General features: G+C 61.2%; 9 protein-coding genes and 4 tRNA genes. 5 read left to right on the top strand and 8 right to left on the bottom strand.

Going from position 1 to position 15,317, the window contains the following annotated elements; translation table 11 throughout:
• Window positions 1–20 precede the first annotated feature (20 nt).
• The 7 genes from LIX91_RS17135 to uvrB form a co-directional block, all read right to left on the bottom strand.
• Window positions 21–482: an acyl-CoA thioesterase gene (locus LIX91_RS17135; protein WP_103695333.1), complete on the bottom strand. Its 462-nt coding sequence runs from the start codon at window positions 480–482 to the stop codon at window positions 21–23.
• Window positions 483–1,007: 525 nt separating this feature from the next.
• Window positions 1,008–1,083: transfer RNA gene (locus LIX91_RS17130), tRNA-Glu, on the bottom strand.
• Between the two features lie 46 nt (window positions 1,084–1,129).
• Window positions 1,130–1,205: transfer RNA gene (locus LIX91_RS17125), tRNA-Ala, on the bottom strand.
• A gap of 51 nt (window positions 1,206–1,256) precedes the next feature.
• Window positions 1,257–1,332, bottom strand: a tRNA-Glu gene (locus LIX91_RS17120).
• A gap of 88 nt (window positions 1,333–1,420) precedes the next feature.
• Window positions 1,421–1,496 (bottom strand) — tRNA-Ala (locus tag LIX91_RS17115).
• A 148-nt stretch (window positions 1,497–1,644) separates the two neighbouring features.
• Window positions 1,645–3,126 carry a glutamate--tRNA ligase gene (gene gltX, locus LIX91_RS17110; protein WP_226488849.1) on the bottom strand — a complete coding sequence of 494 codons (1,482 nt, stop codon included), beginning with the start codon at window positions 3,124–3,126 and terminating at the stop codon, window positions 1,645–1,647.
• 781 nt (window positions 3,127–3,907) lie between these two features.
• The gene (gene uvrB, locus LIX91_RS17105; RefSeq protein ID WP_003345654.1) at window positions 3,908–5,923 is read right to left on the bottom strand and encodes an excinuclease ABC subunit UvrB; all 2,016 of its coding nucleotides are present in this window, start codon (window positions 5,921–5,923) and stop codon (window positions 3,908–3,910) included.
• A gap of 402 nt (window positions 5,924–6,325) precedes the next feature.
• Here uvrB and LIX91_RS17100 point away from each other — a divergent pair, with 402 nt between their 5' ends.
• Entirely contained in the window at window positions 6,326–7,522 is a 1,197-nt protein-coding gene (locus LIX91_RS17100) for an amino acid aminotransferase (protein WP_226488848.1), read from the top strand.
• 173 nt (window positions 7,523–7,695) lie between these two features.
• Window positions 7,696–7,995 (top strand): hypothetical protein, encoded by a 300-nt coding sequence (locus LIX91_RS17095; RefSeq protein ID WP_100072610.1) that lies wholly within the window; start codon window positions 7,696–7,698, stop codon window positions 7,993–7,995.
• 52 nt (window positions 7,996–8,047) lie between these two features.
• On the opposite strand, the gene LIX91_RS17090 is transcribed toward LIX91_RS17095, so the two are convergent.
• Entirely contained in the window at window positions 8,048–10,387 is a 2,340-nt protein-coding gene (locus tag LIX91_RS17090; protein WP_226488847.1) for an acylase, read from the bottom strand.
• Window positions 10,388–10,573: 186 nt separating this feature from the next.
• Between LIX91_RS17090 and LIX91_RS17085 the strand changes: the two genes are divergently transcribed.
• Genes LIX91_RS17085 through LIX91_RS17075 form a run of 3 tightly spaced genes read left to right on the top strand, consistent with a single transcriptional unit; the run spans window position 10,574 to window position 15,113 of the window.
• Window positions 10,574–11,746 carry an efflux RND transporter periplasmic adaptor subunit gene (locus LIX91_RS17085; protein ID WP_226488846.1) on the top strand — a complete coding sequence of 391 codons (1,173 nt, stop codon included), beginning with the start codon at window positions 10,574–10,576 and terminating at the stop codon, window positions 11,744–11,746.
• Complete coding sequence (locus tag LIX91_RS17080) at window positions 11,747–13,717, top strand: MacB family efflux pump subunit (protein WP_226488845.1); 1,971 nt, start codon at window positions 11,747–11,749, stop codon at window positions 13,715–13,717.
• 7 nt (window positions 13,718–13,724) lie between these two features.
• Complete coding sequence (locus tag LIX91_RS17075) at window positions 13,725–15,113, top strand: efflux transporter outer membrane subunit (protein ID WP_226488844.1); 1,389 nt, start codon at window positions 13,725–13,727, stop codon at window positions 15,111–15,113.
• Window positions 15,114–15,317: the final 204 nt, after the last annotated feature.

The following is a 15,317-nucleotide window of genomic DNA, read 5'->3' as shown; positions in this document are numbered from 1 at the left end:
TCGAAAAAAAGTCCGGCAGTTTACTGCCCGACGTGCGGATTGGGAACGGCGCTGTCAGAGATGGCTGCGCCATAGCCCTCAATGAACTCGGCAGGCATACGCTTGGGCTTACCAGTGGACAGTTCGATGCAGACAAAGGTGGTTTGCGCGCGCAGCAAGGTCAGGTTGTCGGCAGGACGCTTGAGCTGAAAACAGCGGGTCATTTTCAGCCGGCGGTCCCAGTCGACAATCCAGGTCGCCAGTTGCAGTTCGTCGTTTTCGTAGGCGCTGGCGAGGTAGTCGACCTCATGCCTGACCACCGCCATTGCACGGTCGAGGCGTCGGTATTCGGTGAGGTCCAGCCCGAGGAACTGCGAATGACGCCAGGCACAGCGTTCCAGCCAGGACACATAGACGGCGTTATTGGCGTGCCCCAGCCCGTCGATGTCTTCGGCGGCGACATTCAGATCGATGACAAACGGCGTTGCCCGGTCCCAGACCATGCGTGCTCCTGCTTGAGTGGATGTGATTGGCGGGAGTGTAGCGGGTCATGGCGCGCGTTCACACGCGTTGGCATGAAAAGCGCCCCTCCGAACGCCTTTTGCTCTTCACGCTACAGCGCTCAGAGTCATACACAAGTCTGGATAAGCCCGGATAAAAGGCCTGGAACCGTACGTGCAGACTGGTCACAGACCTGTGGGAGTGAGCTTGCTCACGAAGACGATGCATCCAACCCCTATTTCCTGGGGGCTATACCGGCCTCTTCGCGAGCAAGCTCGCCCCCACAAGACTTGTGTATAACCAAGAGGGCTGCAGCGCAAGGATGCAGTTCGCGGCGCACTGCGTTGCGAACGCATAGAGGACGCGGAGTGTCCTGAACGGCATGCCAACGCAGTATCGGCACGAGAGTCGGTTACAGTTGAGTGTGGCAATAGATAAAAACAGAAAGGAGGGGTTTTCAAACCCTGAAAAAACAAAAGGGCCATTCAATAATCGAATGACCCTTGGTCCCGCAGAGCGGGAAATCGTGGCGTCCCCTAGGGGACTCGAACCCCTGTTACCGCCGTGAAAGGGCGGTGTCCTAGGCCACTAGACGAAGGGGACGCAAAACCTTCAGTCAGGTTCATCGAACGATGAACCCTGGCAAAATTGGTGGAGCTTAGCGGGATCGAACCGCTGACCTCCTGCATGCCATGCAGGCGCTCTCCCAGCTGAGCTAAAGCCCCGGATTTACGCCTCTCGGCGGAGATCAACCTTCCGGCATCACTCGGTGAAACTGGCGTCCCCTAGGGGACTCGAACCCCTGTTACCGCCGTGAAAGGGCGGTGTCCTAGGCCACTAGACGAAGGGGACAAAACCTTCTCGCAAAAAAAACGGTCGCTGGATCCGCTTGTTTCACATCATTCCAGAGCAGTGTAGCAGCACTCTGAAACGCTAAATTTGGTGGAGCTTAGCGGGATCGAACCGCTGACCTCCTGCATGCCATGCAGGCGCTCTCCCAGCTGAGCTAAAGCCCCACATCAGTGGACGGGGCGCATATTAAGCGTGAGTGACAGGGCTGTCAAATTTATTTTCTACAATCTGCAAACTTTTTTGTCGGTAATACAACCACTTACCATTCAACCCCCGGAAAACCGGGGGCGATTCACAGGAACAGGTAACGCCTCAGGCGATAGAGCCCAGAAGCTTTTCCCATTCCTTGTTTTCTTTCTTGGAAACGCCGCCCAGCAAATCGAGGGCCTGACGCAGCCGGAAGCGGGTCAGGTCCGGACCGAGGATTTCCATCGCATCGGTCACCGACACCGAGTTGGCCTGACCGGTGATCGCAGCGAACATCAGAGGCATGGCATCACGTAGCTTGAGTTCGAGATGTTCGACCACCGCCTGGATGCAACCCATGATCCGCTCCTTCTCCCACTGACGCAGCGATTCCAGCTTCCACAGGATCAACTGGATCACCTGACGAACCTGCTCCGGGGACAGCTTCTTGTGTTCGAACAGCTTCACATCAGGCGTGACGCCACCCGAGAAGAAGAAGCCGGCCAGCGGTGCAACCTGACTGAACGTCTCTACCCTGCCCTGCACATGCGGTGCGATCTTCATCATGTAGTCAGGATTCAGCGCCCAGGTCTTCAGACGCGAGGCAAACTCCTCGACTGGCAGATCACGCAGCCATTGGCCATTGAGCCAGGAAAGCTTCTCGATATCGAAGATCGGCCCGCCCAGCGAAACACGCGACAGGTCGAAGTTGTCGACCATCTCCTGCAAGGAGAACTTCTCGCGCTCGTCAGGCATCGACCAGCCCATGCGCCCCAGGTAATTGAGCATCGCCTCGGGCATGAAGCCCATGCGCTCGTAGAAAGTCACCGAGGTGGGGTTCTTGCGCTTGGACAGCTTGCTCTTGTCGGGGTTACGCAGCAGCGGCATGTAGCACAACTGCGGCTTGTCCCAGCCGAAGTATTCGTACAGCAGGATCAGTTTGGGTGCCGATGGCAGCCATTCTTCGCCGCGCAATACGTGGGTGATGCCCATCAGGTGGTCATCGACGACGTTGGCGAGGAAGTAGGTCGGCAGGCCGTCGGTCTTCATCAGGACCTGCATGTCCATGCGGTCCCACGGGATTTCGACTTCGCCACGCAGCATGTCAGGGACGACGCAGACGCCTTCGGTCGGCACTTTCATGCGGATCACATGTGGCTCGCCGGCATCCAGGCGGCGCTGGACTTCTTCCTTGGAGAGCAGCAAGGCGCGACCGTCATAGCGCGGGGTTTCGCCCTTGGCCTGCTGTTCGGCGCGCATTTCGTCCAGTTCTTCGGCTGTGCAGAAGCACGGGAAGGCATGGCCCATGTCGACCAGTTGCTGCGCGTATTTCTTGTAGATGTCGCCGCGCTCGCTTTGGCGGTAGGGGCCGTGAGGACCACCGACGTCGGGGCCTTCGCTCCAGTCGATGCCCAGCCAGCGCAGTGCGTCGAAGATCTGCTGTTCGGACTCGCGGGTAGAGCGCAGTTGATCGGTGTCTTCAATGCGCAGGATGAACTCGCCGCCATGCTGTTTGGCAAAGCAGTAGTTGAACAGCGCGATGTAGGCCGTGCCGACGTGGGGGTCGCCTGTGGGCGATGGCGCGATGCGGGTACGAACGGTGGTCATGGAAAATCCCGAATTAGGTCGATCAAGCGCGGAATGTTAACAGGCCGGGGGCATGGGGCTCCAGCAAGAAAGGCAATTGCCCGGACGCCTCTCGTTCCGCATGCTCCGCGCCCGGAGCTGTAAACAAATTCAGCTGATTATCGTGCCAATCCTCCGCGTTGGCATGCAGTTCGTGACGCTCTGCGTCACACGGCGGTTTTTCTTTTTCAGGTGGATTGGGGTTCGGCTCAGGTCACCTTTTCGCCCCTCGGCGACTCACTTTGAGGGACCAAAGTGAGCAAAGTCCCTGCTCGGCGTGGATATCGTTCCCACGCTCCGCGTGGTAATGCAGTTCGTGACGCTCTGCGTCACACGACGGCTATGCGCCGTCAGGTGGATTGAGGTTCGGCTCAGGTCACCTTTTCGTCCCTCGGCGACCTACTTTGATGGGGCCAAAGTAGGCAAACCCCCTCGCTCCGGTTTCCGGCCCGACTTCGTCGGGTTCCTTCGCCCTGTCACTGATCCGGGGGTCGCCGCAACGCGCCATCCATGGCGCGGTGCGGCTAGCCTGGCGTCCTGCCAGGCTACCCCCGGATCAGCGCCAGGACTCAGCCGTCACTAACGTCGCACTCTACGTCGTCTGTGCCATCGCGATTGAAAAGCATTGCGCCGGCAGCGGCTGCGTGTAAGGCATGGACATTGCGCTGCGGCACAGATGTGACGCAGAGCACCATGACCGGCATGCCGACGCGGAGCATTGGCACGATGATCAACGCGGATTGACGCAGCGTCGGCCAGCCAATCAAACCGCCAGCAACCGCTCGCGCAGTTTGCCGATTTCGTCGCGCATTTGTGCGGCGGCCTCGAATTCCAGGTCGCGGGCCAGTTGGTACATTTTTTCTTCCAGTTGGCGAATGCGTTTGTTGATCTCGCTCGGCGAGCGCAGTTCGTTTTCGTAGCGGGCGTTTTCTTCGGCGGCTTTGGCCATGCCTTTGCGCTTCTTGCTGCGCGAGCCGGGCACGGTGGCGCCTTCCATGATGTCGGCGACGTCCTTGAATACGCCTTTGGGCGTAATGCCATGTTCCAGGTTGAAGGCGATCTGTTTCTCGCGACGTCGCTCGGTCTCGCCGATGGCGCGCTCCATCGAGCCGGTAATCCGGTCGGCATACAGAATCGCCCGGCCGTTGAGGTTCCGTGCCGCCCGGCCAATGGTCTGGATCAGCGAACGGTCGGAGCGCAGGAAGCCTTCCTTGTCGGCATCGAGAATCGCCACCAGTGACACTTCAGGCATGTCCAGACCTTCACGCAGCAGGTTGATGCCCACCAGCACATCGAACGTCCCCAGGCGCAGGTCGCGGATGATTTCGACACGTTCCACCGTATCGATGTCCGAGTGCAGGTAACGTACGCGCACCCCGTGGTCGCTCAGGTAGTCGGTCAAATCCTCGGACATGCGCTTGGTCAGCGTGGTGACCAGCACCCGCTCTTCAAGCGCAGCACGCTTGTGAATTTCCGACAGCAGATCGTCTACCTGGGTCAGCGCCGGACGAATCTCGATCTGCGGGTCCACCAGGCCGGTCGGACGCACCACCTGCTCGACGATACGCCCGGCATGCTCAGCCTCGTAGTTACCCGGAGTCGCCGAGACGAAAATGGTCTGCGGGCTGATCGCCTCCCACTCGTCGAAGCGCATCGGCCGGTTATCCAGTGCCGATGGCAGACGGAAACCGTACTCAACCAGGGTTTCCTTGCGCGAACGGTCACCTTTGTACATCGCGCCGACCTGCGGCACGCTGACGTGGGATTCGTCGATCACCAGCAAGGCATCGGGGGGCAGGTAATCGAACAGGGTCGGCGGCGGCGCGCCGGACGGACGGCCCGACAGGTAGCGCGAGTAGTTTTCGATACCGTTGCAGTAGCCCAGCTCCAGCATCATTTCCAGGTCAAAACGGGTGCGCTGCTCCAGACGCTGGGCTTCCACCAGTTTGTTCTGGCTGCGCAGGTATTCGAGGCGCTCCTGCAGCTCGACCTTGATGTTTTCCATCGCTTCGATCAGCGTTTCGCGCGGAGTGACGTAGTGGCTTTTCGGGTAGAAAGTGAAGCGCGGCAGCTTGCGGATCACCTCGCCGGTCAGCGGATCGAACGCCGACAGGCTCTCGACCTCATCATCGAACAGCTCGACCCGAATCGCTTCCAGATCGGATTCAGCCGGGTAGATGTCGATCACATCACCGCGCACCCGGAAGGTCGCACGGGCAAAGTCCATGTCGTTACGGGTGTACTGCAGATCGGCCAGGCGGCGCAGCAAGGCACGCTGATCGAGTTTGTCGCCGCGATCGATGTGCATGACCATGCGCAGGTAGGTTTCCGGACTGCCCAGACCGTAGATGCACGACACCGTGGTGACGATGATCGCATCCTTGCGCTCCAGCAGCGCCTTGGTCGCCGACAGACGCATCTGCTCGATGTGGTCGTTGATCGACGCATCCTTCTCGATGAAGGTGTCGGACGACGGCACATAGGCTTCGGGCTGGTAGTAGTCGTAGTAGGAAACGAAGTATTCCACGGCGTTGTTCGGGAAAAACGCCTTGAATTCGCCATACAACTGCGCGGCCAGGGTCTTGTTCGGCGCCAGCACCAGCGTCGGGCGCTTGATCTGGGAGATCACGTTGGCGATGCTGAACGTCTTGCCCGAGCCGGTCACCCCGAGCAAGGTCTGGTGCGCGAGCCCGGCGTCGATCCCTTCGACCAGTTGGCGAATGGCCTCGGGCTGATCGCCGGCTGGCTCAAAGCGGGTAACGAGCTGGAACTCGGACATAACTGACCTCTTGAATGGTGCGCGTGTGACGGGGTTCGCGTGAATCTTTCCGCGACCTGACCGCCTCGACGGCACAACTGGAAATATTCGTCGGCGCATGACGGCGCGCAATGACGAAATCATCGCAAACAGCCGTTCCCGCCGGGAAGCAGGCGTGCGATGTTTTGAAGTGATGGCTAATAGATGGAGTCATATATCAGCCTTTCAAGGCACGCACTTAAAGCATTGAGGTTTTAACCGAACGAACGTTCTACAAATATGCGCAAAAACCTGTAAAAAACCCGCCCTGCACTGTCGATCAGCGAGGGGATGCTCTCTATACTACGCTCTGTTTGCGCACCGCTTTGGCGCATCGAGCCTCAGCGTGTCCCCTTCCCACTCTTCACCAAGAGCCGCCGCACCATGAGCCTGTTTTCCGCTGTCGAAATGGCACCCCGCGATCCGATCCTGGGTATCAACGAAGCCTTCAACGCCGACACCCGCAGCACCAAGGTCAACCTTGGCGTAGGCGTCTACTGTGATGAAGACGGGCGCATTCCCCTGCTGCGCGCCGTGGCCGAAGCCGAGAAGGTCCGCGTGGCCCAGCATGCCCCACGTGGCTACCTGCCGATCGACGGTATTGCCGCCTATGACCAGGCCGTGCAAAAACTGTTGCTGGGCGCCGATTCGCCGCTGATCGCCTCGGGCCGCGTGCTGACCACCCAATCGGTCGGCGGCACCGGCGCACTGAAGATCGGTGCCGACTTCCTCAAGCAATTGCTGCCCGATGCCGTCGTCGCCATCAGCGACCCAAGCTGGGAAAACCATCGTGCGCTGTTCGAAACCGCAGGCTTTGCGGTGCAGAACTACCGCTACTACGACGCTGCCACCCACGACGTGAACCGTGCCGGCATGCTCGAAGACCTGCACAACCTGCCGAACAACTCGGTGGTCGTGCTGCACGCCTGCTGCCACAACCCGACCGGGGTCGACCTGAGCCTGGATGACTGGAAAAAAGTGCTGGAAGTGGTCAAGGCCAAGGGCCACATACCGTTTCTGGACATGGCCTATCAAGGCTTCGGTCAGGGCATTCAGGAAGATGCGTTGGCAGTGCGCCTGTTCGCCGAGTCGGGCCTGACCTTCTTCGCCTCGAGCTCGTTCTCCAAATCGCTGTCGCTGTATGGCGAACGCGTCGGCGCGCTGTCGATCATTACCGAATCGAAGGAAGAAACCACTCGCGTCCTGTCCCAGGTCAAACGCGTGATCCGCACCAACTACTCCAACCCGCCGACCCACGGCGCGATCATCTCCGCAGCGGTGCTTAACGACCCGACGTTGCGTGCAATGTGGGAAGAGGAACTGGGCGAAATGCGTCTGCGCATTCAGGGCATGCGCAAGGCGATGGTCGAGCGTCTGGCTGATAACCCGGCCGGTCAGGACTTCAGCTTCGTCGCGCGCCAGTGCGGCATGTTCTCCTACTCCGGCCTGACCGCCGAACAGGCCCAGCGCCTGCGCAGCGAGTTTGGCATCTACGCGCTGGACACCGGGCGTATATGCGTGGCCGCGCTGAACCAGAAGAACATCGACGCAGTGTGTGACGCGATCAAGCAGGTTCTTTAAGCTTTAAGCTGCAAGCCGTAAGCTGCAAGCTGCAAGCAAAAGCAGAACCGCTCTTGCTTGTAGCTTGTAGCTCCCTGCTCCCTGCTCCGCTGGGCACTTTCCATCGAACGATCTGAAAAAACCTGCCTCGAAACTCTGTCAGACCATTTTCTGAACCCGATATCGAGGTACTCATGTCTATCCAGCCGCAAGCTCAGAAAGAACCGACGCCAAATCAGGACGCACCTGCCAGCCCGGGCCCGGACCGCAACGATCCGGCAATCGAGCCACAAGTCGGGGACGTAAAGCCCGAGACTGAAAAGGGTAATGGCCAGGGCCAGACGCCCTCCCCCAGCCAGTCCCAGTCGCAAAGCCAGTCGACCAGCGACAGCGCCTACGTACCTGATCATGAGCCGGAAGAAAAAACCGAGGATTTACGCAATCATCAGCCAACCACTGGCGTTGACGCCGACATCGACACACCGGGCGGCTGATTCCCGATAAGCGCATTTGGGCCGCATGGCCCAAACGCTTTTCTTGACTCTTTCAGCGATCAGTCTCCTCGCTTATCACCTGCACCTCATACGCTGGATCAGCCTTGATCTGTTGTTCAGTGAACGGCAACGCTTGCCACTGCTTTTTTGAAAACGCCTCAGTCTGGTCGTTTGAATGGGCTGACTGTGGGTTGCTCGACTCCGAGAACGCCAGTAGACCCTGCGCCCTGGGGCCCTGCTCGTCGAACGACACCACCTGCAGGTAGCTGGTGCCACTGACCACCTCACGCTTGCCGTCCTTGCCGGCGATTGTCTGCATGGCGTTGTAGACGCCCAGCCCGGCCGGCCCGCCATGAATAGGGATCTGCTTGCCGCTGATGCTGGAGACCTGAATGTCGCCCCATTTACTGCCTGCCGAGAGGCCTGCCTTGGTCACTTCATCCACTGCGGCCAACATGGCAGCGGGCAATGCAGTGGCGACCTGAGGGTTCTCAATTGCCAGCCCGCTCGGCGTGTGAACCGGGTCCCGCGGGTCGAACTCCACGCGCCAGCGCAAGGCAACAGCCTGCATGGACGTCACGATTCTCTGGAAGTACACGAAGCCGATGCCACTGTTCAGGTCAGCGCGTCCATCCCAGGCTTTCAGCGCGGTACACAGCGGCGTCAGACGCGCCGCATCATCACCCAGCTCCGAGGCACAGAAACTGAGCAGATCCGGCAGCACTTGCCCGGCCTGATAGACCTCGTTGTCCATGACCATCGCTTGCAGGTTCTCGACGCTGATCTTGCCCGCCTTTTTCAGGCTGCCCAGCCGATCCAGCGCAAAACGCGCTCGCTGTCCCAGCGGCTGACTGTCCTGGCTGATCAGCGGCGAAAAGTCCTTCAACGGCGCAGCAGGGTTGACCATCCACGCCGAATCGTTGGAGTGCTGCACGAAGTCGGTCCGCAGCAATTGCGGCTGGCGCGAGGACGGATAGATACCGGCTTGTGCCGCCTCTGCGGAGACCTCCCAGTTGCATTCACTACGCGAGCCGTCGAGCACGATCAGTTCCGTGCCGATGCGCGGATCACTGCATCGGGCGAGCCGGGCGGCGTCAACGTTCGGCACCACCGAGAGGTTCATATACAGCGCCTGCCCCTTGGCATCGACTGCCAGGGTGTTGACCCACGGAATGCCCTGGATCTTGCGCACCGAATCCTGAAACGCCTTGAGGCTGTCGGCCTTGTCCATCGCATACCACTGCTGCAACACCCGATCATTTTGCAGATTGGCATCACGCAGACTGAAGGCAAACTTATTGTCCCAGTCCAGCTTGCCCGGCCATTGCACCACCGGACCGAATATGGACGAATAGACGATGCGTGGCACCGACTTCAGGCTGCCATCCGCTTGCTTCACCTCGACACTCACCTGCTGCTTGCCCATGGCAACCGATTGGCCATCCAGCATATAGCGGGTCGAATCCTTCGGATCGAGCTGCAGGCGATGCAGCGTGAAGTGTTTCGACGTGTCGACGGTATGGCTCCAGGCCAGATGCTGATTGAAGCCGATATTGATCAGCGGCAGGCCCGGCAGCGCTGCGCCCATCACGTCGAGTTTGCCGGGAATGGTCAGGTGCATTTGATAGAAACGCAGGCCGCCAGCCCATGGAAAATGCGGATTGGCCAGCAGCATGCCGCGCCCGTTGGCGGACAGCTCGCGCCCTATTGCCACAGCATTGCTGCCGCGCTCCAGGGCAAAACGCTGATTACGCGCTGCGGCCAGTTGCAGCGCCTGAACCTGCTGAGCATTTACCTGCAGTGGCTTCTGCAGCGCAGGCGGCGTGGCACCGGCCAGCGCTTCGGCGAACTGCCCCACGCCCCCCTCGACCAGCAGGCGGCGGGTCAAGCGCACCAGATCGTCGGTGCTGATCGGCCGAACCCACTCGGCCGCACAGGGCTGCGGCAGGCCCTTGGCCTTCTGCTCATCGAGCGAACGGTTGTAACCGGCGACATAGCCCTGCATCAACTGGCGAATCTCCAATGGCTGCGCCTTCCAGAAATCCGCCAGTGCCTGCGGCGTATTGAGCCACTGGAACAGCAGGTCACTGGCCATGTTGTTGCGCTGCTCAAGGGTCGCCTTATCGGGGCCAAAATAGCGCGAGCGCTGGCCGTTTACGGTAACCACCTCATTAGCCAGCAGGCACAGGTTGTCCTGCGCGTAGGCATAACCGATGCCGTAGCCCAGACCGCGCTCATTGGCGGCAACGATATGCGGCACGCCAAAACCGGTCCGCCGGATCTCGGCCCTGGCCGCCTGATTTCCAGGCTCAACCAAGGCCTGCGCGGGCAAAATCACAGCGAACGAAAGACCTGCAAACAGAAAACCGCACAGGGGTCTGAAAATAATCACGCTGACTCCAACTCGACAAGACGACCCGAATTAGCCGCTCCCGTTAAACGAAGCACGGACGCTGATGTTTAGCCGAAGCGGACAACCCGTGATCGACGCTAAATTCCTGCCGGCATGCCTCGTTTAAAGGGCAGCTCTCGTGGCCGTCGTTCACCGACCGACTGATCTCCCAGCCCAGGAATCTGCATGAAACGCTCTCGACATCCTCGACGCGCCCTCCTGGTGGCGCTGTGCCTGTTCCCGGTCATTGCCGTATGCGCCTGGCAAATCCTGCCCGACAGCAAAAACAGCGCCGCGACTGTGCCGGTGACCCGCGGCACGATCGAAAACAGCGTCACGGCGCTGGGTACCCTGCAGCCGCGCAGCTACGTGGACGTGGGTTCGCAGGCCAGTGGGCAGATCATGAAAATCCACGCCCAGGTCGGCGACCAGGTCAAGGAAGGCGACCTGTTGGTCGAGATCGACCCTTCGACGCAAAAAGCCAAGCTCGACGCCGCACGCTACGCCATCGATAACCTCAAGGCGCAATTGCAGGAACAGCGTGCGCTGCACGAACTGGCCGAGCAGAAGCAGCAGCGCCAGAAGCGCCTCGCCGCAGGCGGTGCCACACGGGCCGAGGACGTGCAGGCTGCGGAATCGGAATTTCGCGCCACCCAGGCACGGGTAGACATGTTCAAGGCGCAGATTCTCGAAGCCCAGGCCGCTCTGCGCAGCGATGAAGCAGCGCTGGGCTACACCCGTATTTTCGCGCCCATGAGCGGCACAGTGGTGGCCCTCGACGCACGTGAAGGCCAGACACTGAACGCGCAACAACAGACGCCGCTGATTCTGCGCATCGCCCGCTTGTCGCCGATGACGGTCTGGGCCGAGGTCTCGGAGGCCGATATCGGCCATGTCAAACCTGGCATGACCGCCTATTTCACCACCCTGAGCGGCGGCAACCGGCGCTGGAGCAGCACCGTGCGGCAGATCCTGCCAGTCCCGCCCAGGCCGCTGGATCAAGCCAATCAGGGCGGTGGTAGCCCAAGCAGTTCGCGCAAGAACGGCGGTGGCCGGGTGGTGCTGTACACCGTGCTGCTGGACGTGGATAACAGCGATCAGGCGCTGATGGCAGAAATGACCGCACAGATATTCTTCGTCGCCGAGAAAGCCGAGAACACCCTCACCGCGCCACTCGCGGCGTTGCGAAACGGGGCGCAGGCCGATCGGCAGACCGCTCAGGTGTTGTCTGCCAATGGCGAGGTGCAGGACCGTCAGGTGCGCACCGGCATCAGCGACCGCCTGCGCGTGCAGGTACTCGACGGCCTGGATGAAGGTGAGCGCCTGCTGGTGCCCGCCTCCGTCGGCAGCGGGGGCTGAATGCGCACGCCGCTGATCGACCTGCGAGGTATCCGCAAATCCTACGGCGGAGGCGACAGCCCGCGGGTCAACGTGCTGCGCGGCATTGATCTGTCGATTCATGCCGGTGAGTTCGTGGCGATTGTCGGCGCTTCCGGGTCCGGCAAGTCGACACTGATGAACATCCTCGGTTGTCTGGACCGTCCGACCTCGGGCGAATACCTGTTCGCCGGAGAACACGTCGCCGCGCTGGGCAGCGACGAACTCGCCTGGCTGCGCCGCGAAGCGTTCGGGTTCGTGTTTCAGGGCTATCACCTGATTCCGTCCGGCTCGGCGCAGGAAAACGTCGAGATGCCGGCGATCTATGCCGGGACGCCCGCCGCAGAGCGTCACGCGCGGGCCGCCGCCCTGCTCGACCGGCTGGGCCTGGCGTCGCGCACCGGCAATCGACCGCATCAGTTATCCGGCGGCCAGCAGCAACGGGTTTCCATTGCCCGCGCCTTGATGAACGGCGGGCACATCATCCTCGCCGACGAGCCCACCGGTGCGCTGGACAGCAACAGTGGCGCGGAGGTGATGACCCTGCTCGACGAACTGGCCAGCCAGGGCCATGTGGTGATCCTCATCACCCATGACCGGGAAGTGGCGGCGCGCGCCAAACGGGTCATCGAGATCAGTGATGGCCTGGTGATCAGCGATACCGCCAATGACCGGTCCACGCCGCCTGCAGACAATCCAGCCGCGCTGCAAGCGGTCGACCTGCGCAAGCGCCTGAGCGAGGGCAGCGGCAGTCACAGCGCCTGGCAAGGCGAACTGCTCGACGCGGTTCAGGCGGCGTGGCGCGTCATGTGGATCAACCGCTTCCGAACCGCGCTGACCTTGCTGGGCATCGTCATCGGCGTGGCGTCGGTGGTGGTGATGCTGGCAGTTGGCGAAGGCAGTAAGCGTCAGGTCATGGCGCAGATGTCCTCGTTCGGTTCCAATATCATTTACCTCAACGGCAAGGCGCCCAATCCGCGCGCGCCCAAGGGCGTCATCACCCTGGAGGAAGTCGCCGCGCTGGGCGAGTTGCCCGAGGTGAAAATGATCATGCCGGTCAACGGCGGCCAGGCCGGGGTGCGCTACGGCAACGTCGATCATTCCAGTTACGTTGGCGGTAATGACACGCACTTTCCGGCAATCTTCAACTGGCCGGTGGTGCAAGGCAGTTATTTCAGCGAGGCGGATGAGCAGAACGCAGCGGCCGTGGCAGTGATTGGTTACAAGGTTCGCCAGAAACTGTTTGGCGAGCAGACCGACCCTGTCGGCCAGTACATCCTGATCGAAAACGTGCCTTTTCAGGTGGTCGGCGTGCTGCAGGAAAAAGGCGCCACGTCGGGCGATCCGGACAGCGACAATCGCATCGCCATCCCCTACTCGTCGGCGAGCATCCGCCTGTTCGGCACGCAGGACCCCGAGTACATCACCATCGCCACCCGCGACGCCAACAACGTCAAACAGGCCGAACAGTCGATACGCAACCTGCTGCAACAACTGCATCACGGCAAACAGGATTACGAGCTGACCAACAACGCCGCGATGATCCAGGCCGAAGCACGCACCCAGAACACCCTGTCGCTGATGCTCGGCTCGATTGCCGCCATTTCCTTGCTGGTCGGCGGTATCGGCGTGATGAACATCATGCTGATGACGGTGCGCGAACGCACCCGTGAAATCGGCATCCGCATGGCCACCGGCGCGCGGCAGAGCGACATCCTGCGGCAGTTTCTCACCGAGGCGATGATGCTTTCCGTGGTCGGCGGGCTGGCCGGTATCGTGCTGGCGCTGGGCATGGGCGCAGCGCTGTTGCTGAGTAAGGTGGCCGTAGCGTTCACCTTGCCGGCTGTGGCCGGGGCGTTTGCCTGCGCCCTGATCACCGGCGTGATCTTCGGCTTCATGCCGGCCCGCAAAGCTGCCCGCCTCGACCCGGTCGCGGCCCTCACCAGTGAATGATCGATCAATGAAGCCGAGTCTCTCCGTTTTGACTGCCTGCCTGTTGCTGAGCGCTTGCCAGACGCCCGCTCCGACGCTGGACGTCGGCATCCAGCCACCAGCAAGCTGGGCGTTTGCTGAAAACGCCGCCGCACAGCGCAGCGACGTGCGTTGGTGGCAGCAGTTCGGCAGTCCGCAGCTGAATCGCCTGATCGAACAGGCCAGCCGCGACAGCCACGAAGTCGCTGCGGCGATGGCACGGGTTCGTCAGGCACAGGCCAGCGCCATCATCGGCGGCGCGCCCTTGCTCCCGGAACTGGCCTTTGACCTGCGCGGTGAACGCAACAAATTCGTGCGCAACAGCGACCGCAAGGCCAACCCTTCCGACGACAACAACACCAACAACTTCACCAGCGACCTGACCGCCAGCTATGAAGTGGATTTCTGGGGCGGCATCGCAGCGGGACGCGACAGCGCACTACAAGGCCTGCGCGCCAGCCAGTTCGATCAGGCGACCGTGGAGCTGACCCTGCTGGCCAACGTCGCCGATCGCTATGCGCAAACCCTGGCGGCGCGCGAGCAAGGGCGGATTGCCGAACTGAACCTGACCAACGCCCAAGACGTGCTGCGTCTGGTGCAGACCCGTTATGAATCGGGCTCGGCAACGGCACTGGAGCTGGCGCAGCAGAAGAATCTGGTTGCGACCCAGCAGCGCGAACTGCCCCGTGTTCAGCAACTGGCCAACGAGCAGTTGATCACCCTGGCGGCCTTGCTCGGTCAGCCGGTGCAGAATCTGCACCTCGCGGATCAGTCCTTCGACACCCTGAACTGGCCGGACATCGGCCCCGGTCTGCCCAGCGAACTGCTGACCCGCCGCCCTGATCTGGCCAAGGCCGAGGCCGACCTGACAGCGGCACAGGCCAATGTCACCGTCGCCCGCGCCGCCATGCTGCCAAAACTGACCCTGAGCGCCAGGCTCGGCACCGAAAACACCCGCGCCGAAGACTGGCTGCGCGCACCGTTCAGTAGCCTCGCTGCCGGGCTGGTCGGACCGATCTTCAACAACGGGCGTCTGGCCGCCGAGCGCGACAAAGCCACAGCGCGTCAGGAAGAGCTGCTGGAAACCTATCGCGGCGCGATCATTAACAGCTTCGCCGACGTGGAAAAAGCCCTGAACAGCATTCGCGGCCTGGATCAACAGCGCTACTGGCACGAAGAAGAACTCAAACAGGCGCAAACCGCCTTCCGCATCGCCCAGAGCCGCTACCAGGAAGGCGCCGAGGACCTGCTCACCGTACTGGAAACCCAGCGCACGCTGTACCTGGCGCAGGATGTCAGCGTGCAACTGCGGCTGGCTCGCCTGCAGGCGAGCATCGCGCTGTACAAGGCACTGGGTGGGGGTTGGCAGGAGCACTGAGCATCACGCAAGGAACGATAATCCCACTACCACTATCGTGCGACGCAGAGCGTCGCGAACTGCATTCCCACTGGAGCGTGAGGAACGATAATCCCAACTATCGTGCTGAAGCTCTGTGTCGGTCTGCACGGACAACTCAATTATCGTGCGACGCTCTGCGTCGTCATGCCGTTCCGGACGCTCCGCGTCCTCTTGCGCCACATC

Origin of the sequence: Pseudomonas sp. B20 (assembly GCF_020515755.1) — a bacterium.
Lineage (GTDB): Bacteria > Pseudomonadota > Gammaproteobacteria > Pseudomonadales > Pseudomonadaceae > Aquipseudomonas > Aquipseudomonas syringae.
Note: the sequence above shows the minus strand (reverse complement) of the source record. Positions and strands in the feature narration are given on the sequence as shown.

What these genes read in the sequence shown, in the direction of transcription:
- LIX91_RS17135 (WP_103695333.1), bottom strand. Translation starts at nt 482, where the DNA reads ATGGTCTGGGACCGGGCAACGCCGTTTGTCATCGATCTGAATGTCGCC.
- gltX (WP_226488849.1), bottom strand. Translation starts at nt 3,126, where the DNA reads ATGACCACCGTTCGTACCCGCATCGCGCCATCGCCCACAGGCGACCCC.
- uvrB (WP_003345654.1), bottom strand. Translation starts at nt 5,923, where the DNA reads ATGTCCGAGTTCCAGCTCGTTACCCGCTTTGAGCCAGCCGGCGATCAG.
- LIX91_RS17100 (WP_226488848.1), top strand. Translation starts at nt 6,326, where the DNA reads ATGAGCCTGTTTTCCGCTGTCGAAATGGCACCCCGCGATCCGATCCTG.
- LIX91_RS17095 (WP_100072610.1), top strand. Translation starts at nt 7,696, where the DNA reads ATGTCTATCCAGCCGCAAGCTCAGAAAGAACCGACGCCAAATCAGGAC.
- LIX91_RS17085 (WP_226488846.1), top strand. Translation starts at nt 10,574, where the DNA reads ATGAAACGCTCTCGACATCCTCGACGCGCCCTCCTGGTGGCGCTGTGC.
- LIX91_RS17080 (WP_226488845.1), top strand. Translation starts at nt 11,747, where the DNA reads ATGCGCACGCCGCTGATCGACCTGCGAGGTATCCGCAAATCCTACGGC.
- LIX91_RS17075 (WP_226488844.1), top strand. Translation starts at nt 13,725, where the DNA reads ATGAAGCCGAGTCTCTCCGTTTTGACTGCCTGCCTGTTGCTGAGCGCT.